21 protein-coding genes are annotated in these 23,651 nt (G+C 63.0%); 17 read left to right on the top strand and 4 right to left on the bottom strand.

Translation table 11 applies throughout. The features are described 5' to 3' along the window. Nucleotides 1-42 precede the first annotated feature (42 nt). Genes KC8_RS05280 through KC8_RS05235 form a run of 10 tightly spaced genes read left to right on the top strand, consistent with a single transcriptional unit; the run spans nt 43 to nt 9,482 of the window. Nucleotides 43-1,188: an acyl-CoA dehydrogenase family protein gene (locus tag KC8_RS05280; protein ID WP_010123504.1), complete on the top strand. Its 1,146-nt coding sequence runs from the start codon at nt 43-45 to the stop codon at nt 1,186-1,188. A gap of 7 nt (nt 1,189-1,195) precedes the next feature. Next, entirely contained in the window at nt 1,196-2,092 is an 897-nt protein-coding gene (locus KC8_RS05275; protein WP_010123503.1) for an SDR family NAD(P)-dependent oxidoreductase, read from the top strand. Further along, nucleotides 2,089-3,483, top strand: coding sequence for an OB-fold domain-containing protein (locus KC8_RS05270; protein ID WP_010123502.1), 1,395 nt, complete (start codon nt 2,089-2,091; stop codon nt 3,481-3,483). Before KC8_RS05275 ends, KC8_RS05270 begins: the two co-directional genes overlap by 4 nt. Continuing rightward, nucleotides 3,480-4,625: an acetyl-CoA acetyltransferase gene (locus tag KC8_RS05265; protein ID WP_010123501.1), complete on the top strand. Its 1,146-nt coding sequence runs from the start codon at nt 3,480-3,482 to the stop codon at nt 4,623-4,625. Before KC8_RS05270 ends, KC8_RS05265 begins: the two co-directional genes overlap by 4 nt. A 3-nt stretch (nt 4,626-4,628) precedes the next feature. Next, on the top strand, nt 4,629-5,423 hold the full coding sequence (locus KC8_RS05260) for an enoyl-CoA hydratase/isomerase family protein (RefSeq protein ID WP_010123500.1): 795 nt from the start codon (nt 4,629-4,631) through the stop codon (nt 5,421-5,423). After that, complete coding sequence (locus tag KC8_RS05255) at nt 5,420-6,166, top strand: enoyl-CoA hydratase/isomerase family protein (RefSeq protein ID WP_010123499.1); 747 nt, start codon at nt 5,420-5,422, stop codon at nt 6,164-6,166. Before KC8_RS05260 ends, KC8_RS05255 begins: the two co-directional genes overlap by 4 nt. Further along, nucleotides 6,163-6,645: a MaoC family dehydratase gene (locus tag KC8_RS05250; protein ID WP_010123498.1), complete on the top strand. Its 483-nt coding sequence runs from the start codon at nt 6,163-6,165 to the stop codon at nt 6,643-6,645. Before KC8_RS05255 ends, KC8_RS05250 begins: the two co-directional genes overlap by 4 nt. Further along, the gene (locus KC8_RS05245; RefSeq protein ID WP_010123497.1) at nt 6,642-7,799 is read left to right on the top strand and encodes a thiolase C-terminal domain-containing protein; all 1,158 of its coding nucleotides are present in this window, start codon (nt 6,642-6,644) and stop codon (nt 7,797-7,799) included. The genes KC8_RS05250 and KC8_RS05245 overlap by 4 nt, the downstream gene beginning before the upstream one ends. Continuing rightward, on the top strand, nt 7,796-8,230 hold the full coding sequence (locus KC8_RS05240) for a Zn-ribbon domain-containing OB-fold protein (protein ID WP_010123496.1): 435 nt from the start codon (nt 7,796-7,798) through the stop codon (nt 8,228-8,230). Before KC8_RS05245 ends, KC8_RS05240 begins: the two co-directional genes overlap by 4 nt. 52 nt (nt 8,231-8,282) lie before the next feature. Further along, on the top strand, nt 8,283-9,482 hold the full coding sequence (locus KC8_RS05235; RefSeq protein WP_232455628.1) for a cytochrome P450: 1,200 nt from the start codon (nt 8,283-8,285) through the stop codon (nt 9,480-9,482). Between the two features lie 20 nt (nt 9,483-9,502). Here KC8_RS05235 and KC8_RS05230 read toward each other — a convergent pair whose 3' ends face one another. Continuing rightward, a complete protein-coding gene (locus KC8_RS05230; RefSeq protein ID WP_010123493.1) occupies nt 9,503-10,141 on the bottom strand; it encodes a TetR/AcrR family transcriptional regulator in 639 nt (212 codons plus the stop codon). Between the two features lie 65 nt (nt 10,142-10,206). Here KC8_RS05230 and KC8_RS05225 point away from each other — a divergent pair, with 65 nt between their 5' ends. From KC8_RS05225 to KC8_RS05200, 6 genes are read left to right on the top strand one after another with little or no spacing between them, the layout of a single operon-like run. Further along, nucleotides 10,207-11,211, top strand: a complete 1,005-nt coding sequence (locus KC8_RS05225; RefSeq protein WP_232455627.1) for a VOC family protein — start codon at nt 10,207-10,209, stop codon at nt 11,209-11,211. A gap of 11 nt (nt 11,212-11,222) precedes the next feature. Continuing rightward, nucleotides 11,223-11,636, top strand: a complete 414-nt coding sequence (locus tag KC8_RS05220; protein ID WP_010123490.1) for a VOC family protein — start codon at nt 11,223-11,225, stop codon at nt 11,634-11,636. After that, entirely contained in the window at nt 11,633-15,127 is a 3,495-nt protein-coding gene (locus KC8_RS05215) for an indolepyruvate ferredoxin oxidoreductase family protein (protein ID WP_010123489.1), read from the top strand. The genes KC8_RS05220 and KC8_RS05215 overlap by 4 nt, the downstream gene beginning before the upstream one ends. Before the next feature lie 38 nt (nt 15,128-15,165). Beyond that, nucleotides 15,166-16,353 carry an acyl-CoA dehydrogenase family protein gene (locus KC8_RS05210; RefSeq protein WP_010123488.1) on the top strand — a complete coding sequence of 396 codons (1,188 nt, stop codon included), beginning with the start codon at nt 15,166-15,168 and terminating at the stop codon, nt 16,351-16,353. 4 nt (nt 16,354-16,357) lie between these two features. Then, a complete protein-coding gene (locus KC8_RS05205) occupies nt 16,358-16,876 on the top strand; it encodes an FAS1-like dehydratase domain-containing protein (RefSeq protein WP_037495110.1) in 519 nt (172 codons plus the stop codon). Next, the gene (locus KC8_RS05200; RefSeq protein ID WP_010123486.1) at nt 16,873-17,352 is read left to right on the top strand and encodes a MaoC/PaaZ C-terminal domain-containing protein; all 480 of its coding nucleotides are present in this window, start codon (nt 16,873-16,875) and stop codon (nt 17,350-17,352) included. Before KC8_RS05205 ends, KC8_RS05200 begins: the two co-directional genes overlap by 4 nt. Before the next feature lie 56 nt (nt 17,353-17,408). Here KC8_RS05200 and KC8_RS05195 read toward each other — a convergent pair whose 3' ends face one another. The 3 genes from KC8_RS05195 to KC8_RS05185 form a co-directional block, all read right to left on the bottom strand. Then, nucleotides 17,409-17,843, bottom strand: coding sequence for a VOC family protein (locus KC8_RS05195; RefSeq protein WP_010123485.1), 435 nt, complete (start codon nt 17,841-17,843; stop codon nt 17,409-17,411). A gap of 123 nt (nt 17,844-17,966) precedes the next feature. Continuing rightward, nucleotides 17,967-20,087 (bottom strand): FAD-dependent oxidoreductase, encoded by a 2,121-nt coding sequence (locus KC8_RS05190; protein WP_010123484.1) that lies wholly within the window; start codon nt 20,085-20,087, stop codon nt 17,967-17,969. A gap of 2 nt (nt 20,088-20,089) precedes the next feature. Then, complete coding sequence (locus KC8_RS05185; protein ID WP_010123482.1) at nt 20,090-22,402, bottom strand: TonB-dependent receptor; 2,313 nt, start codon at nt 22,400-22,402, stop codon at nt 20,090-20,092. Nucleotides 22,403-22,588: 186 nt separating this feature from the next. Here KC8_RS05185 and KC8_RS05180 point away from each other — a divergent pair, with 186 nt between their 5' ends. Further along, a complete protein-coding gene (locus KC8_RS05180) occupies nt 22,589-23,590 on the top strand; it encodes an AraC family transcriptional regulator (RefSeq protein ID WP_010123481.1) in 1,002 nt (333 codons plus the stop codon). The last annotated feature ends 61 nt before the right edge of the window (nt 23,591-23,651 follow it).

Here is a 23,651-nt window from a genome sequence, read left to right as displayed (position 1 = left end):
TCGCACAGGATTGCCGGCTTTGGGAATGGATGCCGGACAGACATGAATCTGGATTTCACCGAAGAGCAAGTGATGCTGCGCGATAGCCTGCGCAGCATTTGCGAAGCCGAATCCGACAGCAAGGCTGTTCGGCAGGCGGAGCGCGATCCGGCGTCCGCCATGGCCGGGGTGTGGCGCAGCCTGGCCGATGCCGGATTTCTCGGGCTGGGCATTGCCGAGGCGTATGGCGGCTCCGCGCTCGGCATGATCGAAACTGCGGTCGCGGCGCATGAATTTGGTCGCTTCCTGGTTCCGGTCCCGCATTTCGAAAGCGCGTTTTGTGCGGCCCGGTTGATCGCGGCGGCAGGAAATGATGAGCAGCGTGCACGCTGGCTGCCGGGCATCGCGGATGGATCGCTTGTCGTCGTGCCGGCATCCTATGAGGCGGGTGGCGGGGACGATCTGGCGTCGGTGAAGCTCGCGCTTGCGCCCAAGGATGACGGGTTCTCGCTTACAGGGCAAAAGCTGTTCGTGGCATATGCGGCGGCGGCGGATTGCCTGCTTGTGCTGGTGCGGGGGGCTGGCCGAACAGGCGAACATGGTCTTGCCTGCATTGATCGGCGCGCGCCTGGTGTGCGCGTCACGGCGGAACCCAATCTGGCCAGCGCGTCACTTTGCACCGTCGATTTCGATGATGTGAAGATTGCGCGGGGCGATCTGCTTGGTGATGGCGGCGCGGTGGCCGATGCCTGGAACGCCGTGTTCATGGAAGGCCTGATCCCGTTGGCGGCCCAGGCCGTGGGCGGAGCCGAGCGGGTGCTGGAGATGAGCATCGCTTATGCCAAGGAACGCGAACAATTCGATCGGCCGATCGGCAGTTTCCAGTCGATCGCCCACTATCTGGCCGACGCGGCGACCGAACTGGAGGCCGCCCGCGTGCTGACATGGCAGGCGGCCTGGGCGCATGCCGAAGGATTGCCGTTCGATCGGCTGGCGATCACCGCCAAGCTGTTTGCCTGTCGCGCGTTTCGTAGGATTTCCGCTCTGGCGATCCAAATCCATGGCGGGCTGGGATTTACCAGCGAGGCGGATCCGCAGCTCTATTTTCGGCGCGCCAAGCATCAGCAGCTTTTGCACGGCGAAAGCGGATGGCTGGAAAAGCAACTCGCCCGGCGTGTGATCGATGGCGACATCCCCGTTCTCAACTGAGGGTCATATGGCTTTGCTCGAAGGAAAATCTGCGATCGTCACGGGCGCGGGCGGCGGAATTGGCCGGGGCCATGCGTTGCACCTTGCCGCCGCCGGCGCGTCCGTCGTCGTCAACGATATCCATGCCGAAGGCGCGGCGGCGGTTGTGGCGGAGATCATTGCGGGTGGTGGAAAGGCGATTGCGTCGGCGCACGACATCGCCAGCGAAGATGGCGCGGCCGGGATGATAGCGGCGGCCGTGGCGGCGTTCGGCGGGGTCGATATCCTCGTCAACAATGCCGGCAATCTGAAAGATCGCACCTTCCTGAAGATGACCGGCGACGAGTTTGATGCGGTGTGGCGCGTGCATGTGAAGGGCACCTTCTGGTGCGCGCAGCAGGCGGCCAGGCAGATGGTGGCCCAAGGGCGCGGTGGCGCGATCATCAACACCACGTCGGCGGCACATTTCGGCAGTTTCGGCCAGACCAACTATGCCGCCGCCAAGGGCGCGATCGCATCGATGACCTACACCTGGGCGTTGGAACTGGCGCGTTACGGCATTCGCGTCAACGCGGTCAGCCCGCTCGGCATGTCCAAGATGTCGGCCACCACCAAGCCGGGCGAAGGGGTTCTGGCGGTTCAGCCCGATCCTACGCTCAATGGCCCGATGATCGTTTTTCTGGCCTCGAATGAGGCGGATTACGTGTCGGGGCAGGTATTTGGCACCGGCGGCGATCGCATCGCGCTGCTGTCGCAACCGCATTATGGCAAGACGCTGATCCGCAGCGAGGGATGGGATCTGGATGCGATCCGCGCGCATTTCCGCGGACAGATGCGCGGGGCTTTCGGCGCGCTCGGGATGCTGGGCCAGCCCTATCCCTTTCGGGGTGGCGTGAAGGCGCCGGACGCCGGTGGCGCGCAATGAGCGGTATCCTTGCCTATGGGGTGCATGTGCCCTTGCGCCGGATGCCGCTGGGGCTGCTGAAAGGCGGCAAGGCGGGCAGCGCGGAGCGGGCGGTTGCCTGGGCCGACGAAGATGCCACCACGATGGGCGTCGCCGCCGCGCAGGATTGCCTTGAAGGGCGAGATCGCAGCCGGATCGGCCTGATCATCTTTGCCACGACCGGCCATGATTATCTGGAAAAGCAGGGAGCATCGCTGATCGCGCGGGTGCTGGACCTGCCAAAGGATGTGCGCACGATCGACGTGGCCCATTCGCTGCGCGCGGGTGCGCAGGCGCTGGCCTTTGCCATCGATGCGGTGCGGGCGGGTGATATCGCCGCAGCGCTGGTGATCGCGGCGGATTGCCGCACGGGCGTGCCGGGCAGCGATTTCGAAAGCAACGGGGGCGATGCCGCCGCCGCTTTCCTGATATCGAATGACGCACCCTTTGCGCGCTTCGCAGGCGGCGTTTCGCGCAGCCAAGAGATTATCGATGTGTGGCGGCGTACCGGCGATCGTTTCCCTCATGGCTGGGAAGATCGGTTCGTCACCGAATATGGTTATCTCACGCCGGCCGCGACGGCGGCAACTGCGCTTGCGGCTGGCCATGAACCTGACGGATCATGGCGTTGGGTGTTGAGTGCGCCCAATGCGCGGGCGCATGCCGGGCTGGCTGGGCGATTGAAGATCGCGGCGGCACAATTGCAGGACCCGCTTTTCGGACGCGTCGGCTTTTGTGGATCGGCCCATGCGCTGGTGCAACTGGCGGGTGCGCTGGACGATGCGCCGGCCGGCAGCCGGGTTGCGATGGTGGCCCATGGCGATGGTGCGGAAGCCCTGCTGTTCGATGTGGAACGGGCGAGCGGGCGGATGGCTTTGGCACCCGCGCTCGCGCAGCGCAGGCCGATCACCAGCCTTGATGCCTATCGCAAGGTGCTTGGGCTTGATCCGACGGAATATCCAGCCCCCGACGATGCCGGCATTTCCGCGACGGTGCATTTCCGCGAACGCGACGAAAATCTGGCGCTGGCCGGGCAACGCTGCGCCTGTGGCGAACCGCAATTCCCGAAAGGGCGCGTCTGTATCCGCTGCCGCAAGCAGGGGCCGTTCACGCGCGAACGGTTTGCCGAAAGGCGGGGGCATATCGTCACCTTCACGCTCGACGCCTTTTTCCCCAGCCCCGAACCGCCCACGGCGGTCGGTATCGTTCAGGTCGAAGGGGGGCCGCGTATTCATATGCAGATCGCCGACGTTCCGGCCGACCGGATCGATATCGGCATGCCGGTGCGCTTCGTGTTCCGGCGGATCCATCAGGCCGGGCGCAAACCCAATTATTTCTGGAAATGCGTTCCCGTCGAAGGAGACGCGACATGAGCCTGAAGGACAAGGTTGCCGTCATCGGCGCCGGCTGCTCCAAATTCGCCGAAAACTGGACGAAGAACGCCGAGGACATGATCGTCGATGCGGTGTTCGAAGCCTATGCCGACGCGGGCATCGACGATCCCGATCGCCAGATCGACGCGATCTTCTGTGGTTCGCTATATTCCGCGCAAGGCCCCGTCGAGGTTTCGGAATCGCTGAAACTCTTCAAGCCGCTCAGTTCGGTCTACAATTATTGCGCCACCGGCACCGAAGCCTTCCGCGTCGCCTGCATGGCCGTGGCGGCGGGCGTGCACGATACCGTGCTGGTCGTGGGCTATGACAAGCCCAAGGATCGGGGCGTTTCCGGCCCGTCCGTCAGCATCCGTGGGGTGCGCGATCTACCGGCCACCCCGGCGGGCTGGTTCGCGCTGTGCGCCAAGCCCTATTTCAAGGCGTTCGGCGCCGGCCGCGAACATCTTGCCCGGATCGCGGTGAAGAACCATGCCAACGGGTGCCTCGCGCCGAAATCCTTCCTGAAGAAGGAAATCACGATCGAGGATGCACTGAACGCGCGGATGATTTCCTGGCCGTTCGGGCTGTACGATTGCGCGGCACAAACCGATGGGGCTGCCGCCGTCATCGTCACCCGCGCTTCGATGGCGCGCACGTTTCGGGATGATCCGGTGCTGGTGAAGGCGGTGGTGTCGGCGTCCGCGCCCAACCCGCATACCGATCCGGACAATGATTTCCTGCGCTGGAAGGCCACCGAGACGGCCGCCGCCGCCGCCTATCGCATGGCCGGGATCGACGATCCGTTTCGCCAGATCGACGTAGCGCAGGTGCACGACTGTTTCACGCTGACCGAATTGCTGAGTTACGAGGATCTTGGTTTCTGCGCCAAGGGTGCGGCCAAGGAGCATATTGAAAGCGGCAGTTTCGCGCTGGCCGGTGAATTGCCGGTCAACAGCGATGGCGGGCTGAAATCTTTCGGGCATCCGACGGGCGCGACCGGCGTGCGGATGATCGTCGAAAATGTGCTGCAGCTTCAGGGGCGGGCCGGCGCGCGGCAGGTGGCGAAGGCGTCGCTGGCGCTGAGCCACAATATCGGCGGGTTTCCCACGGGATGTGCCGTCGCCATCCTCGGAATGGAGTAAGCCATGGGCTTTGAGACGCTCCGCTACGAAATGCACGGACCTGTCGCGATCCTGACGTTGGCGCGGGAGGCGAAGCGCAACGCCGTGAACGCGGTGATGAGCCGTGAACTGCCTGCCGCATGGGCGCGGTTTGAAGCTGACCCGCACGCACGCGTCGCGATCATCACGGGGGAGGGGGGGCGCGTCTTTTGTTCCGGCGCGGATTTGGCCGACCCGCCGGAGACGGACAAGGCGGGAAAGGCGGCGACGCTGGATTCGATCCGCTGGACCGCGATGCAAAATGGCGTGACGAAGCCGGTGATCGCCGCGGTCAATGGCGGTGCTGTGGGCGGTGGCCTGCATTTCGTGGCGGATGCCGATATCGTGCTGGCGTCGGACGGGGCCTATTTTTCGGACCCGCATGTGGCGGTTGGGTATGTCGCCGCGCTGGAACCGATCATGCTGGCCCGGCGAATGCCGATCGGCGCGGTGATGCGCATGGCGCTGACGGGTGGGCTTGAACGCATGGATGCACAGGCCGCCCATCGTCTCGGGCTGGTCGACGAGGTTGTCGCGGCCGATGCGTTGCTGCCGCAGGCGCTGGCGCTGGCGGTAAAGATCAGCCGTCATTCGCCGGCCGCCGTTGCGCGCACCAAACAAGCGATCTGGGGCGCGAAGGAGCAGGACCTTGGCACCGCCTTGCAGGCTGGCTGGGCACTGATCATCGACCAGATCGGCCATCCCGATGCCACGGAAGGCCCACGCGCATTCGCGGAAAAACGCCCGCCCGTGTGGAAGATGCCGGGGGAAGGCGCATGACGGATATATTCGTTGCGGCCGGCTATGGCACCGTCGGCGTGGCGCGGCGTGGCGCGGTGGCGATCATCCGCCTGCAACGGCCCGATCGGTTGAACGCCTATACGCCGGAAATGGGCCAGGATCTTGTCGGCGCCTTTCGGGCAGCGGTGCGGGATGATGCTGTCGCGGCAATCGTGGTCACGGGGGCAGGCCGCGCATTTTGTGCGGGGGCGGATCGCGACTGTTTCACCGCGCCGCCGGGGCCGTCCGGGCTGCGGATCGGCGAGGAGGCGTTCGTGCGCGGTTTCGCAAGCGAGATGCGCGATTGTCCCAAGCTGACGATTGCCGCGTTCAACGGCGCGGCGGCGGGTATTGGCGTGTCGATGAGCCTGACGCTGGATATCCGCCTCGCGGCGGCTGGTGCGTTGCTCAAGCTCAACTTTGCGGAACATGGCATCATGCCGGGGTTCGGGGCGACGAGCCTGCTGCCCCATCTTGTCGGGTTGGGACAGGCCAAGCGCCTGCTGTTGTGCGAACCGGCGATCCATGCGGAAGATGCGCTGCGGATCGGCCTGATCGATGAGGTTTGCGAACCCGAAGGCCTGCTCGAACGCGCCTGCGCCCTTGGGGATGCGGTGGCAAAGCTGCCGTCCGGCGTCGCGTCGGGTATCAAGGATGCGCTGAACCGGGGAAGCGAAAGCGGCTTTGGCACAGCGCTTGCTCACGAAGCCGGCAGCAACCTGCGCAAGGGCGCGCGGCCATGATCGCCCAATCGGTACGCTTTGATGATTTCGGCGCGCTCGAAGCGCTGACGGGCACTGATTTCGGCGATTGGGGCAGCGCGCTGGAAATTACGCAGGATATGGTCGATCGCTTTGCGGACCTGTCGGGCGATCACCAGTGGATCCATGTCGATCCCGAAAAGGCGCGCCGCGAAAGCCCGTTCGGCGGCCCGGTTGCGCACGGGATGCTGGTGTTGAGCGTGATACCGTCGATCATGCCGGCTAATCGCTGGGTGGTTACGGGCCATGGTACGGCGGTCAATTATGGATCGGACGGCTTGCGGTTCGTGTCGCCGGTGCCGGTGGGGATGCGGATCCATGCGCGATCAAGGCTGGCCGCTGTCGCGCGCCACGCAAAGGGCACCATGATCACGATCGAGATCGCGGTGCATGGCGTGGGCAACGAAAAGCCGGCGATGCTGTATCGCGCGCAGGTGCTCTACATCGGAAAGCCTGCATGAGCGCCTTTCGCGACACCACCGCGATCGTCGGCATCGGGGAAACGCGCTTTGGCAAGGGATTGCCGGAAAGCGAACTGCAACTGGCGTGCGAGGCCGTTGGCCGTGCGCTGGAAGATGCCGGCCTGTCGCCGCGCGACGTGGATGCCGTCGGGTCCTATACGATGGAGGCGACCACCGATTTCGAACTCGCCCGGCAGATGGGGTTCGGCAATCTCCATTTCTTTTCGCAGACCGGGCATGGCGGGGGCGCGGCCCCCGGTACGATCGGCCATGTCGCGCTGGCGATTGCGGCGGGCGTGGCGCAAGTCGGCGTGGTGTGGCGCGCGCGCAAGCGTTCTGGCACGGCATCGCGCGTCTGGGGGCAAACCGCGCCGGTGCTGACCGACCACTGGAAATGGTCGCGGCCGTCGGGGCTTTTGCGTCCGGTGGATGAAGTGGCGATGCTGACCCAGCGTTATTTCCATGACTTTGGCGACGCCCGCGATGCGCTGGCCCTGATTGCCGTCAGCCAGCGGGCCTACGCCCATGCGAACCCCAATGCGCAGATGCGTGGCAGGCCGCTTGATCGTGATGATTATTTCGCGGCGCGGATGGTGGCTGAGCCACTGTGCCTGTTCGACAATTGTCTCGAAACAGATGGAGCGGTGGCGATCGTGCTGACGAAGGCGGAACGCGCGCGCGACCTGCGCCAGCCGCCCGTTCTGATCCGCGCCTTTTCACAAGGGCTGGCGACCGGGCATCAGCCGATGGCCGATTTTCACCGGCGCGATGCTTTCGACGGCTGTTCCGCCGTGGCGGCGCGCAACCTGTGGCGGCAGGCGGGGATCGGGCCAAAGGATGTGGATGTCGCCCAGATATATGACGCCTTTTCGCCGCTGATCCTGTTTTCGCTCGAAGCTTATGGTTTCTGTGGGCGGGGCGAGGCGGCCGATTTCGTCCGTTCCGGCGCGCTCGCGGCAGACGGGGGTTTGCCGGTCAATACGGCCGGGGGCGGGCTTTCGGAAGGCTATGTCCACGGGATGAATCTGGTTGCCGAAGGCGTGCGCCAGATGCGCGGCAGCGCCACCAGCCAGGTCGCAGGCGCCGAAACATGCCTCGTCACGGGGTGCGACAGTACACCCAATGGCGCCTTGCTGTTGCGGAGGGCGGCATGATCGAAACCGCCCCCCTGCCGGACATGGCAGGCGCCGTCGAAGCGCCGTTCTGGGCCGCGCTGGCACAAGGGCAACTGGTGGTGCAACATTGCGCGCCCTGTGGCGAGTGGATGTTCCCGACGCGCGTGCGATGCGCGGGCTGCGGCAGCGTTCCTGAATGGACGCCGGTATCGGGCAGGGGACGGATATGGTCGTTCACCTGGGTCCATCCACCGGTGCTGCCAGCTTTTGCACCCTATGCCCCCTATCCGGTCGCGGTGATCGAACTGGCCGAACAGCCGGGCCTGCGGATGGTCGGCAATCTGGTTGCGGAGGCGACAAGCCCGATCAACGCCGTCCAGCGACAAGATGTCGTGATCGGCGCCCCGGTGGAACTGGTTGTTCGTGATCTTGGCGGCGCGCCTTGGCCCGGCTGGCGGATCAGCGGGTGATCGCGCCCAATCCCCATCGCCCAATCGGCAAGAAAATCGAACGGAGAATATAGTGTCTGTGGATTATGATCCCTATTCCGACGAAGCCATGCGTGATCCGCGTGATTTGTATCGGCGTATGCGCGAGGCAGGATGCCCGCATCATATGGAGAAATATCGGGCCTGGGCGCTGGTTCGATATGATGACGTGAACGAAGCCAGCCTGGCGGGGGACAAGATCGATTTCACCCACGGGTCGTTGCTGGGTCAGCACCTGCTGGGCGAACCGGTCCCGCATACGTTCATGACAATGAACGAACCGGAACGACGGGCATGGCGCAACCTGCTCACCCCATCCTATACCATGAAGGCCGTAAAGGCGGAGGCGGACCGGCTGCGCGGACTGGTCCGCGAATTGCTGGCGCCGCTGGTCGCGCGCGGTGAATTTGACGTGTATCGCGATCTTACCAATCGGGTGATGTGCATCAATGCGGGCTATATGCTTGGTTTCCCGCGTGAGGATGCCGAATATGTCCGCAGTCTGATCGATGACATGATCATGCATCGCGATGCGGGGCAAAAAGGGATGACGTCGCCGCGCAACCAGCAAGCGGCGCAGGAATTGGGCGGTTATCTTGCCGCTTATGTCGCGCGCCTGCGCGCCGCACCCGAACAGGCGCAGCGCCATGCCAAGATATTGCTGGAGGCCGAGGTCGATGGCACGCGGCTCAGTGACGAAGATATGATCGCCTATTTCTTCTCGTTGCTCGTGACGGGTTCGGAAACCACGCCGATGGCAACCGCCGGCGTCTTTTATTATCTCGCCAAACACCCGGAACAGAAAGCGAAGGTGGTGGCCGATCCCGCCGGGCTGGCAAAGGCGGCGTTTGCGGAAACCTGCCGGTTCGACCAGCCGACCAACATGCTGGTCCGGCGCGCCCGGGGGGATTTCGATCTGGGTGGCAAGCATATCCGCGAGGGGGATCGGCTGCTGATGATTTATGCGTCGGCCAATCGCGATAGCGATCGGTTCGAACGGGCGGATGAGTTCGATATTTTCCGCCCGCGCAAAGCCGATATGACCTTTGGAACGGGAAGCGGTTTCTGCCTGGGCGCCAATCTTGCGCAATTTGCGGGGGCGATGATGGTCGAGGAAATCCTGACCGCCATTGGCGATTACGAACTGATCGAGGACCAGTGCGAGCGTGCCTATGGCGAAAATCTGGCCGGCTTCACGCGCGTGCCGATCCGGTTCCATCCGCCTCTGGCCTGATGTTTCCAGGCGCGGCGGGGTTAGCTTGTCGTCGCGCCAAGCCCTTTCAGCGCCACCTGGACAATTTTGCGAAATTCGGCGGGGCTGATGTCGGCATCTTCGAACATCAGGCGGAGCATGATCGGTCCCATCACCAGATCGACCGCAAGTTCAAGGTCGAGATCGACAGGCAGTTCACCCCGTGCGATCGCGCGCTCCAGCACGATCTTGCTGGGCTGCCGGCGGCGTGCGGTCGACGCGTCGAGCGCGGCCTTCAATTCAGGGTTGCGGCTGCGTTCGCCCACCAATGTCGGCCAAACGGTTCCCAAAGCGGTATTCTGCGCGAAATCGGCAAATTCGGTGACGATCGCGAAGAGGTCCTCTTCGATCGAGCCGTTGTCGACCAGCGTCAGTTCGGGAAGGCGATCCACCGCCGCGACGGCCAGCAATTCCTTTGAAGGCCAGCGCCGGTAGATTGTCGCCTTGCTGACCGAAGCGCGCGTAACGACTTCGTCCATCGTGAAGCCGCGATACCCGCGTTCAACCAGGATCTCCATCGCAGCATTCAGGATGGCATTTTCCGATCGCGCGCTGCGCGGCCGGCCGACCTGTTTGGCGGGGGGCGTGCCGTTGGCGGCACTGTCGGTTGATATCTTCGTCGCTGTATCTGCTTTCGCCATGGAGAGGGGCATATTCGACGGCGCACCTGCGGTCAAAATCTTGCTGTTTCCTGTCGGATTAGGGTTTGACCGCACATTATGGTAACGATAGTATCGTTTCAAATAAGGCATGCAAGTGCCAAACTTGGGAGTGGAACGCCTTGAAGATCTGCGGCTTGGGCTATGTGGGAATCGGCGTGCGCGAACCGGCTGCGTTGATGGGCTTTGCGACCGACATTCTTGGCCTGATGCCTGCGCGTTCGGTGCCGGGTGATCCCGCCAGCACATCGCATCTCGCGGCCGATGGATCGATCTACCTGAAAGTCGATGCCTGGCAGTGGCGCATTGGCGTCCATCCAGCCCCGCGCGACGGGATGCTCCTTTACATGGGTTTCGAACTGGCGGGTGAAATCGAACTGGAGCAGGCTTGTGCCGAACTTGCCGCCCAGGGCGTTCCGATCCGATCGGGCAGCGCACAGGAGGCTGCCGCACGTGCGGTGACGGGGATCGCCTTCACCCAGGATCCGGCAGGCAACGTCATCGAACTGTTCTACGCGCCGAGGCTGGATCGGGATTTTGTTTCGCCGCAGGGCATGAAATTCCTGACCGGAGACATGGGGCTTGGCCATGTCAATCTGATCGTGTCCCAGCTCAAGGCCAGTCAGGATTTCTACGTCCGGGTGCTCGGATTCCGGCTGACGGACTATTATCTGTTCGGGGACGGGCTTTCCGCCAATTTCTACCACTGCAACCCGCGTCACCATACGATCGGTCTGGCGCATGCCGGGCCGTATGACGGTGTGCACCATCTGATGCTGGAGGTGGCCGATATCGATGATGTCGGCAAATGCATGGAACGGGTGGAGGCGGCCGGCATCCAGATTTCAAGTACGCTGGGCCGGCATTCGAACGACAACATCATTTCCTTCTACATGCACAGCCCGTTCGGCCTGGATGTCGAGATTGGCTGCGGCGCGATCCGCGTCGATGAAAACTGGACGCCGCGTTTGTGCGCTCCCGGCGACATATGGGGTCACAAGGGGTTGACCGCCGAGAGCATGGCCCCCGCCGACGATGTGGCCGCAGGCTGAAAGGTCCGAACATGGCAGTACAGTTAAGCAAGCCGCAGATCGATGTCGGGATGATCGCCACGGATATCGAACACGCGCTACGATTCTATCGCGATCTTCTGGGCTTTGTGGAAGTCGGCGAGGTTGATCTGCCGGGCATATGCCACATCCGTCGCCTGCAATGCGGCGAGACCATTTTCCGGATCGTCGTGCCCGCGGCCGTGCCGGATCAGCGGGCGCATACCGGCGCCTATGATGCCGAAACAGGCCTGCGTTATCTGACGCTGACGGTGACCAACCTTGCCGAGATTGTCGCTTCGGCCCAGGCGGCCGGCTATCCGGTGCCGTTCCCGCCGAAGGAATTGCGCCCTGGCGTTATGTCCGCCCAGATCGCGGATGGACAGGGCGTGACGGTCGAACTGATGCAGATCGAGCCGCAGCCGTGAACAGTATCACGTTGCGGGACAAATATACGCAGACGCAGGGCCGGGTATATCTGACCGGATCGCAGGCGCTGGTTCGTATCCCCATCATGCAGCGCCGCCGCGATGAAGCCGCCGGATTGAATACGGCGGGCTTCATATCGGGTTATCGCGGTTCGCCGCTGGGCATTTATGATCTCGCCTTGTGGCAGGCCACGGATCAGCTGCGCGAGGCCCATGTCCACTTTCAGCCAGGGGTGAATGAGGACCTTGCCGCGACTTCGGTATGGGGCAGCCAGCAGGTCGGTCTTGTCGGCGGTGCGCGCTATGATGGCGTGTTCGCCATGTGGTATGGCAAGGGGCCGGGCGTGGATCGGTCCGGCGATCCGATCAAGCATGGCAATTATGCGGGAACCGCCAAACATGGCGGCGTGCTTGTGCTGTGCGGAGACGATCATGCCGCGCGCTCGTCCACTGTGGCGCATCAGAGCGATCATGCGCTGATCCATTTCGGCATCCCGATCCTGCACCCCGCGACGATCCAGGATTATCTGGATTTCGGCACCTTGGGCATCGCCATGTCGCGCTACAGCGGATCGTGGATCGGGTTCAAATGCGTGACGGATACGATCGAGACGTCGGCGTCGGTGGATGCCGATCCGGCACGGATCGGTGTTCGCATTCCCGAAGATTATGTGATGCCGGCTGACGGATTGAACATCCGCGCGGGCGTGTGGCCGGTGGTGCAGGAACAGCGGGTTTTCGAACAGCGCCTGCTGGCGGTGCAGGCTTTTGCGCGTGCCAATGGCATGGATGGGGTGCGGCTTGGCAAGGTTGGCCGCAATCGGCTGGGCATCGTCAGCACGGGCAAATCCTATCTCGATGTGCTGGAAGCGCTGCGCAGGCTCGGTATCGATCAGCGGCGCGCCGAAGAACTGGGGATCGCGGTCTACAAATGTGCGCTTGTCTGGCCGCTTGAACCGCAGACCATCACCCAATTTGCCCGCCAGTGCGACGAAGTGTTCGTTGTTGAGGAAAAGCGCCCGGTTATCGAGGAGCAACTGGCGCATATCCTGTATCATCTGCCGGCGGATGAGCGCCCGCGCCTTACCGGCAAGCGGGACGAAACCGGCGCAACGCTGCTGAGTGCGGTGGGGGAACTCAGCCCCGATATCATCCTGCGCGCGATCGGCCGGCGCCTGCCGGCCGACGATAGCATAGCGGCCCGGCTCGCATCCCTTCAGGCGCCGGTGCTGGCCGGCCCCGGCCCTGCGGCGGGGCAGGGCGCGCTGATGCGCATGCCTAGCTTTTGCGCGGGGTGCCCGCACAACACATCCACCAAAGTGCCCGAAGGATCGAAAGCCGTCAGCGGCATCGGATGCCATGGGCTGGCGGTGTTCCTGCCCGAACGCAACACGATGTTTTCCTACCAGATGGGCGGCGAGGGGGCTGGCTGGATCGGGCAGGCGCCGTTTGTGGATCTGCCGCATATCTTCCAGAATCTGGGGGACGGCACCTATTTTCATTCGGGGCTGCTGGCCGTGCGCGCATGCGTCGCGGCGAACGTCAACATCACCTACAAGATCCTGCTCAATGGCGCCGTCGGAATGACGGGCGGCCAGCCGATCGAAGGCGAACAGTTTGACGGTGGCATCACCACGCCACATGTGGCCGCGCAGCTTGATGCCGAAGGCGTCCGGCGGATCGCGGTGGTGAGCGACGATCCCGCGCGTCATGATCGGGCGGACTTCCCCAAGGGGGTGACGTTCCACCATCGCGATGAACTGGATGCGGTGCAAAAGGAATTGCGGGACCATAAGGGCGTGTCCGCGCTCGTGTACGACCAGGCCTGCGCAACCGAGCGCCGGCGTCTGCGCAAGCGCGGCAAGGTGGCCGATCCGGCCAAGCGCCTGTTCATAAATCAGGCGGTGTGTGAAGGTTGCGGCGATTGCGGTGTGCAATCGAACTGCGTCGCACTGGAACCGGTGGAAACCCCGCTGGGGCGCAAACGGCGGATCAACCAGTCTGTCTGCAACAAGGATTTTTCCTGTGTGAAGGGGCTGTGCCCCAGCTTCGTCACGGTGCTGGGCGGTTCGCCACGCAAGGGGGCTGCCATGGCAAACGTGGCCGACACCGGGCTGGTGGCCGCACTGCCGGAACCGACATTGCCCGGCCGGGCGCGTGACTATAATATCCTGATCGCCGGGATCGGCGGCAACGGCGTCGTCACGATCGGCGCGATCATCGGCATGGCCGCCCATATCGATGGCAAACCCGTCACGGTGCTGGACATTTCCGGCTTGGCCCAGCGCAACGGCGCGGTGACGAGCCATGTGCGATTTGCGGCGGCGGACGCGGCTGAACATGCCTCGCGCATTCCGCAGGGCGCCGTCGATTTGCTGCTGGGCTGCGATCTGGTTGTCGCCACGGGTGGCGAAGCGCTGTCCCGCCTGTCGATGGAACGGAGCGCCGCGGTTTATAATCGCTTCATTGCGCCGACGAGCAGCTTTGCCAGCAGCCCGGATCTGAAGTTTGACGATGCCCCCCTGCGGGCGCTGGTCGATGGGAACACGCGCGAAGGCGCGGCAACAGGCGTCGACGCGACGACGATCGCCATCAAGATGCTGGGCGATGCGCTGGGTGCGAACATGTTCCTGCTGGGCATGGCCTGGCAGCAGGGCCATGTGCCGCTGTCGCTGGACAGCCTGATGCAGGCGATCGCACTCAATGGCGCGGCGGTCGAACTGAATCATCGCGCTTTCGCGATGGGGCGCATCGCGGCCGTCCATCCCGCCAGAATGGCTGAATGGCTTGATCGTTCGGGTTCCGCCGATCAGCCAACGGGCCAGACCGTGGATGAACTGATCGCCGATCGCGTCGCACGCCTCACCGCCTATCAGAATGCGGCATATGCGCGCCGCTTCGTGGCGATGATCGATCGGGTGCGCGCGGCGGACCGGGAGATGGGCGCAGACCGGCTCACCCGGGCGGTTGCCTACACGCTGTCAAAGTTGATGGCCTATAAGGACGAATATGAAGTTGCGCGGCTCTATTCGGATGACGATTTTCTGGGGCAGTTGAACGCGGCGTTTGAAGGCGATTTCACGATCCGGTTCAACCTTGCTCCACCGCTGCTTGCGCGCCGTGATGCTGATGGCCGGCCGCGTAAGATCACGTTCGGCCCATGGATGCTGAAGGGCTTTCGCCTGCTGAGTGGGCTGAGGGGCTTGCGCGGCACCGTGATCGACCCCTTCGGCTATATGGCGCACCGGCGCCTGGAACGGGCGTTGATCGGGGAATATGAAGCGCTGATCGGCGAATTGCTGGGTGGGCTGAATGCGTCGCGTTATGATCAGGCTGTTGATATTGCAGCACTTTATGGCCGCGCGCGCGGATATGATCGCGTGAAGGAACATAATATCGAAATGCTGCGGGGCGAGCGGGATGTGATGCTGGACGCGTATCGCAACGCACCCCGGCCCAGCCCCGAATTGCAGCCGGCGCTGGTGGATTAGGGCATGTCGGAACGCGACAATGAAAAGGGGAAATACGCGTGGATTTTCGCCTGAGTGAAGAGGAACGGGCGTTCGTCGCCGAAGTCGTGGCTTTTCTGGAAGGCGAAGCGACGCATCCCGATGCCGCTGATTTCATGGCGCCCGATCGCGAAGCGGATTCGATGCTGGCGGACAGCCCGGCCCGACGGGCGTTCAACCGCCGGCTGGGTGAACAAGGTTATCTGGGGATGACCTGGCCGGCCCAATATGGCGGCAGCGAACGGCCGGGCATCTACGAATATCTGCTGAACGAGGAACTTGCCGGGCGTGGCGCGCCACTGATCGGCAAGGGCGTGGGCTGTATCGGCAAGACATTGATCCGCCATGGATCGGATGTCCTGAAATCGGAATTTCTGCCCCGGATTTTGACGGCCGATGTCGAATTTGCGCTCGGCTATTCCGAACCGAATGCGGGATCGGACCTTGCGGCGCTGAAATTGCGGGCGACGAAGACCGAAACGGGCTGGATCCTGGATGGCCAGAAAACCTTCACGACCTCAGCTCATTTTGCCGACTGGTATTGGGTGGCCGCCCGGACGGATCCCACGGCGCCAAAGCATAAGGGGATCAGCGTATTCCTGATCCCGATGGATCATCCCGGCCTTACCATTCAGGAAATCAAGACGATGGGGGATCATCGCACGAATGCGGTGTTCTTCGATCATGTCGAGATCGGCGAAGATCGTTTGGTGGGCGAGGTTAACAAAGGCTGGATCTATGTTTGTGAGGCGCTGGATTTCGAACGTTTCACCTTCTTCACGGTCAACCCGATCATCACCAAATTCCGGGAACTGCTGGCCCTGTTGAAGGCGACCGAACGGGGCGGCGCGCCGCTGACGGATGATCCGCTGATCGCGCAGCAGATCGGTCGGCTGGCGGCCGATGTCGAAGCGGCGAAGATGCTCCAGCGACGCGTGATCGTGGCAGCAGGCAAAGGTGAAGTGCCGGCGGTGGAAGCGGCGATGTACAAGCTGTTCAGCACGCAACTGGGCCAGCGTCTTGCCGATTTCGCGCTCGATGCGCTTGGCCCGCAGGGGTTGCTTGCGCATGGTGCGGCCGGCGCCCCGGCCGATGGCAAGTGGGAGCATTCATATCGCGCCACGGCGCTGGATACGATCGGCGGCGGTTCTTCCGAAGTGCAGAAGAACATCATCGCGCGCCGTGGCCTTGGCCTGCCGCTGGCCTGAACCCATGACCATGCAGGCGATGCCGGATGATCTGGCCGACTGGATCGGCGTTTTGCTGATCACAAGCGATGCCGCAGCTGTGGTGGAGCATGGCGCCATCCAGGGCTTTGCCGCGGCGATAGAGGATGGGAACCCGCTTTACTGGGATGAACAGGCGGCAAAACCGATCACTGGTGGAATCATTGCGCCACCCGCGCTGCTTTCGGCCTGGACGCGGCCCGATCGCTGGTCGCCTGCTGCTGTGTCGGTGGCGCGTCCGCTGGAACTGCATTTTCGGCTGAAGGAACGGCTCGGATATCCCAACGCCATCGTTGCTTCGGCTTCGACTGAATATCTGGAACCGGCGCGGCCGGGGGACCGGATCTGTGCGGAGCAGCAACTGGCCCAGCTTGGCCCGGTTGTGGAAACCAGGCTGGGCAAGGGGCGATACTGGACGCTTCTGGTGCATTATCGCCGCGATGACGGGGAACTGCTCGGCACGGAAAGCCTGACATTTTTCGGCTATGGGAAGAAGGCCCGATGACCAGCGCCGACATTACCGTGGGCGCGGCTTTGCCGCCCTTGCAAATCAGCATTTCCGCTGCCCACGTCGTGGGTGGGGCGATCACCAGTCGTGACTGGCAGCCGCAGCATCATGATCATGCACGCGCCATCGCCATGAAGCTGCCGGATATTATCTTGAGCACGCCCAGCCAATTGGGGCTGTTCTGTCGTTTCGCGACCGGCTGGAGCGGACCTGCGGGCCGGATCGGGCGCAGCGAATTGAAGATGCGGCGTCCGGTGTGTCCCGGCGATCAAATAGAGATTGGGGGGCTGGTGGAGCGCGTTCGGCTGGATGCGTCCGGCTGGCATTGGGTGCTGATCGCCCTGCAGATGATGCGGGCAGAAGAGATGGCAAGCACGTGCCGGCTGTGGATGGCCATGCCGGGAGATGGCGGCCATGCGCCGTGGCAGGCCGCCGCCGACGCATGGTATCCACCAGAATGGCCGATCGACTGAGGCCATGCGGCTGACATCGCCGTGAAGGTGCAGCGCGGCGACGTTTCCATTCATGCTTACAGGATGGTGTCTGTCTTTCGTTCGATCCGGGCCAGGCTGACGGTGAAACCGCAGCGGGCTGACGTATCGACTGTAAATTCCTGATATCGTTTAAAAAGGCCGCCAAGATGCTGGTCAATCTCGTCCTGCGTATAATCCAGTGAGGTGAGGCACCCATATCCCTGCGCTGCGGCCTTCTCCATCGCCGCGTCGCCGTCATCGACATTGAAGAAGACGTTCATGACGCCTTCGCCGTGGGTGGCCAGGAACGGGGAAACTGCGCTATCCGTTTCTCTGCCGGGAAGTGGCGCGCACAGTTCGATGCCGGCATCCCATGCGATGGCTACGCTGATGCCAAAGGGGTTCCCGGTCCAATTGGCATCGATGAAAGTAGCACCTAACAGGTCATGATATTGCCGTTTTGCATGTTCGATGTCATGAACCGCGATCATGATGCGGTTAACTCCATGTATCCCCATATAACACTATCCATTATATTAAATTAATTTCCATATGTATGGTGAGATTGTTTCAAGTATTTGCTTGATATTTCGGGTATATTTGGATAGGGTGGATTATAATATCCGCGCGATCTCTGCTGCGCTGCGCATCGCCCCTTCGATATAGCCGACACCTAGGGCATCGCCCACAACTTGAGGCTCAAGGCCGGCCGCCCGCAGCGTTTCCGCAAAGCGAAGATCTGCGCCGGCGCCACGCGCCAGGATGACATGATCTGCCGCAAAGGTGATGCTTTCGCCATTCGCGCCGGTTGCGCGCACGGCCTTGGCATCGATCGCGATATCGCGGACGCCCGGTTCGAACCGCACCCCGGCTTCGCGCAAATCATCCAGCACCCGCCAGCGCCGGACGATTTGAAGGCCGCGCCCGAACTTGGCCGTATCGTCAAGGATCACCACTTCGCGCCCGCGATGGACGAGGAACTCGGCCAGCTCCAATCCGACCAGATCCCCGCCGATGATGACGATGCGTTGCCCCAGCGGCATCCACGCCTTGGTCGCTTCACGTACCAGCGCCGGCCGGGTTGTCGCTCCGGTCAGCGCGCCCGCCTTGGCGATCGTCCGTGTCGCCCAGCCCAGCTTCGTCCGACCGGGCGACGCCTTTTCGCCAAGCATCAGCCGGCGAAGATCGTCGCCGTTCAGCACATGATCGCGATCATCGCCCGGAACCGAATAAAGATCGCGTCGCGCGCCTGTGGCCACGACGATGGCATCGGCGGCGATGGATCGCAGCAATTCGGGCGACGCTTCCTCGCCCAGTCGGACATTGACGGTTGATCGTTCGATTTCGCGTATCAGCCAGTCCAGCAGCCGTTCGTTGGCATCATAAGCGATGGACGCGAAGCGCAGCGTGCCGCCCAGCATGCGGCTGCGTTCGATCAGCGTGACGCGATGCCCGCGTAGCGCCAGCCGGCGCGCGGTTTCCATGCCCGCCGGCCCGCCGCCGATCACGGCGATGTGGCGTGGCGTGGTCGCGACGGGGAGCCAGTCCTGCCCTTCGAATGCCGTGTGCGGGTTGACCGCGCAGCGCACCGATCCGCCATAATAGATCGCGCTGATGCAGGTGTAGCAATAGACGCAGGGCAGCACGCTGGCGGGATCGCCTTGCATGATCTTGGCCGGCAGCGATGGATCGGCCAGCAGCTTGCGCCCCATGCCAAGGAAATCGCCATCGCCGCGGGCGATGATCGCATCGGCATCTTCCGGTTCGATCCGGCCGGAAAAGATCACCGGGATCGATACCGCACGCTTGATCGCGGCCGCCTTGGGCACGTTCAGGCCAGGCAACTGCGGGGTATGCGATCCCGAATGCAGCGTGCCGCGTGATGTTTCATGGTTGGCGGTGACGGTGATCGCGTGCGCCCCGGCGGCTTCGGCAAGCCGGGCGGTTTCCAGCGCATGTGCGATGCGGATGCCGCCTTCGCGTTCATATTCCTCGGTGTCGATCTTGCACCACACCGCAACGTCCGGCCCGGCGCCATCGCGTACCGCGCGGATGATTTCGATCAGCAGCCGCGCGCGATTGGCGACGCTGCCGCCATATTCGTCCTCGCGCCGGTTGGTGGCCGGGGAAAGGAAGGACGAGATGATGTAGCCATGGCCACCGTGAATTTCGATCCCGTCCACCCCGGCACGACGGGCGCGATCGGCGGCGGCACGGAACATTTCCACCAGCGCGGCGATATCGTCGCGGGTCATCACCTTATATTGCACGTCACGCAGCTGGAAGAACGGCGCGCTGGCGGCTTCGTCGTCCAGGAAGCCGTCCATCATATCGCCTTCAACCGCCACGGGCAGCGATGGAGTCCATGCCGGTCGTCCGGCGAGCATATCTTCCATCCCGACCAGGCCGCCGAAATGGAGCTGGACGGCAAAGCGCGCCCCGTGGCTCTGCACCGCCTGCGCCATGGCGGCGATGCCGGGGATATGGCGATCCTCCGACAGCGCCGGCTGGCCCTTCATATTGCCGCCGATCGGCCAGCCGACGCCGACGACGCCGAGCGTAACCAGGCCGATGCCGCCTTCTGCCTGCTGGCGGTTGAAGGCCAGTGCCCGTTCGCCGCAGGTGCCATCGGCTTCTGCCAGTCCGGTGCCCATTGCGGTCAACAGCATCCGGTTGCGGATCGCCATCGGGCCGATCCGACCGGGCGCCACGAGATGTGCGAATTGTGCCGTCATGATCAGAAACTCAGCCGCAGATCGATGCCGTAGGTGCGGGGTTGGGCGTAACCGACCGTGCCGAAACCCAGCGAGCCGAAGTCGACCGCGCCCAGCAGATAATCCTTGTTGGTGATATTGCGCGCCCAACCGGACAGTTGCGCCTTGCCGCCGCCCCATTGCAGGTCCGCCAAAGTGATGCGCCCATCGAGCAGGCCGACCTTGCCGTCCGACAAGTCATTGTTGAACGGGTTCAGGATCGTCGTCGAATGGAAATAGGTGCGGCTGCGATAGGAATAATCGAGGCGTGCCGACAGCGTGCCGATGCCCAGATCGCCAAACCGATATTCCGCGCCGACATTGGCGGTGGTGCCCGCAGAATAAATGAACCGGGCGCTGCGGGCGATATCGATCAGTTGGTCCGTTGCGGGGTCGCGAATGATAAAGCTTTTATATTTGCGATCGACATAGCCGAAATTGCCATTGATCGTCAGGCGTTCGCCAAGCAACGCGGTCCATTCGGCTTCGATGCCGTTATATCGGGCCTTGCCCGCATTGACGGTAATGCCGACCGATCCGCCCGACCCCGCCAGGAACTGGCCGACCTGTACGTCGCGATGGTCGGCATGGAATACGGTCAGGTTGAAGCGCAGGTGGCGGTCGAACAATTCGCTTTTCACGCCGACTTCATATGATGTCAGATTTTCCGGATCGAACCCTTCATTCTGCGATCGCGCGTTGAATCCGCCGGCTTTGTAACCGGTGGCAACGCGCGCGTACGTCATCACGTCGTCGTTCCAGCGATAATCCAGCGTCGCGGCCCAGTTCAGTTTTTCGAAGCTGCGGTCGAGATCGCGCGTATATGGTTCGCGCTGGCGCAGTTCGCGATCGTCGCGGGTGTAGCGTAACCCGGCCGTGGCGCTCAGCCGATCACTCAACCGGGCGGTGGCTTGTCCGAACAGCGCCTTCGACTGGGATTTGAACTTGTAGCTGAAATTGCTGGCCAGATTGACACCGAACGAATCGACAAACACGCCGGGCGCGGCCTCGATCGGGGCGGGCGAAGGCAGGATGTAGGTAAGGAAGGTGGGATTTTCCTCATGCGCGACTTCGTGGAAATAGAAGCCCCCGAGGACGAAATCGATGCTGTCACCGATCTTGCCGATCAGGTTGATTTCCTGGGTCCATTGCCGCTGGCTGCGTTCGAACGTCAGGTTGAACAGGCTGATCGGCTGTACGCCCAGCGGCACGAACGGGCCGCCGGCCAGCAGCCCCGGATCGACTACGAAACCAACCAGGCCGCCATTGCCGTCCTGATCGTTGACCACGCGATTGGTCCAGCGCCGATGACCGGTGAGCGAACGGAGCAGCAGGTTATCGCCAAGATCAATTTCGGCGTTTAGCGCGTGGCCGGTGACGCGATCCTTGATCGGGCCATCCGCATCCAGCCGCAGCGAATTGAGCCGATCACGGGAAATCTGCAGTGGCGCGCCACCGAGCGCCGCCGATGCACTGGCATAAGCGAGGATATCGGGGCGGGCCACCGCCAGTTGCATGGGATTGCCCACGCTGCGCCGATCGTTGAAATCATAGGCATAGTTCAACCGTACCGGGCCGCCCTTGTCGTAGCGCAGCGCGATGCGGAAGGCATCGACATTATAGGCACCGGGGTCGCGGGCATCGCGGGCGAGTATGTTATCGGCATAGCCGTTGCGCTGCTTGTGCAGGTAGGACAGGCGTGCGCTGATGCCGCTGTCGCCCCATTGCCCGGTATCGACGCTGCCCTTCATCTGGATCGCGTCGAGATTGCCATAGCTGAGCAGGAAATCGGCGCCGAAATGGTCTGACGGCCGTTTGGAAATCAGGTTCACCGCGCCGCCGGTGGTGTTGCGTCCGTAGAGCGTGCCTTGCGGACCGCGCAAAACTTCCACCCGTTCCAGATCGACCAGATCGAACACCGCACCCGAACTGCGACCGAGGACGATGCCGTCCACATAGAGGCCGACCGGGGAGTCCACCGTCAGGATCGTTTCGGATTCACCGATGCCGCGAATGAAAAGCGCAATGTTAGATGTGGATGCGCCGGTAACCGTGACGGTCAGATTGGGCGCCGCCGCCGTTAGCGACGATACGTCGGTGATCCCGCGGCGTTCGATCGTTTCCGCCGTCAGTGCGCTGACCGCCAAGGGCGTTTCCTGCAGGTTTTCACTGCGTTTTTGTGCGGTCACGATAATATCTTCGAGGCCGCCGGAGGCCTCGGCCGTGGCCTGTGCATGGGCCTGGCCAGCAGCAAGGCACGCGATGCCCGCGACGGGACCCCAAAATCCGTTTGTCACGATATTTCCCCTCCAGATTATTTGCGACCGGCATAGGGGCAGGGCGCTGACGGAAGGGAGGCATTAGCGCGCAAAATGGCATGCATTACTGCGCACCCCTGCTAATGATCGGACGAAAGCGGTTCATAAGGGCGCCCCATGCGACACAGTGCGGTGACATCGCCCCGGTTCGTTCCAGCATCCGCGATGATTGTGTTGCTGGATACATTGGCCGAAATCGGCGGGGACGTGCGGGGCGTGCTGCGACGATCAGGGCTGGGCCTGATCGAGGGGGCGGCCCGCGATGGCCGGGCGATGCTGATCCCGCGCGCAGCCTTTGCGCAACTGGCCGCGGATTGCGTGCTCGCGCTGCATGCCGAAAGTTGCCGCAAGAACCGTTTGCAACCCTTCCCGGTGCGGAACCATCGCATCCTGCTGCTGGCGATGCTCGGCTGTACGACATTGCGCGAGGCAGTGGTCGTGATGACGGATTTTTATGCGATGCTGGGTGAGCGATCCGCGCAGTGGGCGGTCACGAAGAATGGTCACGCCGTCCGTTTCGCGCTCGACCGGAGAACCCGGGAGGTGAGCCTTGCCGAGTTTCTCATCTCCTTATTCTCGCTTGCATCCTATCATCGCATTCTCGGTTGGGTGATTGGCGAGGAAGTGCCCCTGATCGACGTGACCCTGGCCTATCCGGACATGCTGCAAGAGGCCGGGCTGAACGATCTGTTCAGTATCCATCCGCGTTTTGAAGAGCGTCAGGACAGTTTTTCCTTCGCCGAACATTATCTGGATTGGCCGATTGCCAGGAAACCGACAGAAGTCGATGGGTTGTTCGCGCTGTTTCCGTTCGATCTGCTGCCGCCGGACTATGGCACGGAGACATTGGCGCAGCGGCTCAAGGCCGCCATGCGGGGCGCTTTGTCGATGGGCGAGGCGGTGCCCAATACGGTTGCCCTGGCCCGCATGTTCGGCCTGACGCCGGCCACTTTGCGCCGCCGGCTGGCGCGCGAAGGAGCGTCATTGGTGTCGGTACGCACGCAGTGCCGACGGGAATTGGCGCTGACGATGCTGGCGGGCACAAGCCTGACGGTTCGGGAGGTGGCATCGCGCCTGCAATATGCCGATGTCGCCACTTTCCGCCGCGCATTCATGGGCTGGACAGGCATGACGCCAAGCGCCTGGCGCGCGGCAGATGGCAAGTGATCGGGCGTGCCCGATGCTTTGGCTGCCACCACCATTGGATCGATGACGGGCTGGTGCGATG

The sequence above is a fragment of the Sphingomonas sp. KC8 genome (genome assembly GCF_002151445.1).
In the GTDB taxonomy this organism is placed as follows: domain Bacteria; phylum Pseudomonadota; class Alphaproteobacteria; order Sphingomonadales; family Sphingomonadaceae; genus Sphingomonas_E.
The sequence above is the reverse complement of the archived record's forward strand: the minus strand, read 5'-3'. Positions and strand labels throughout refer to the sequence as shown.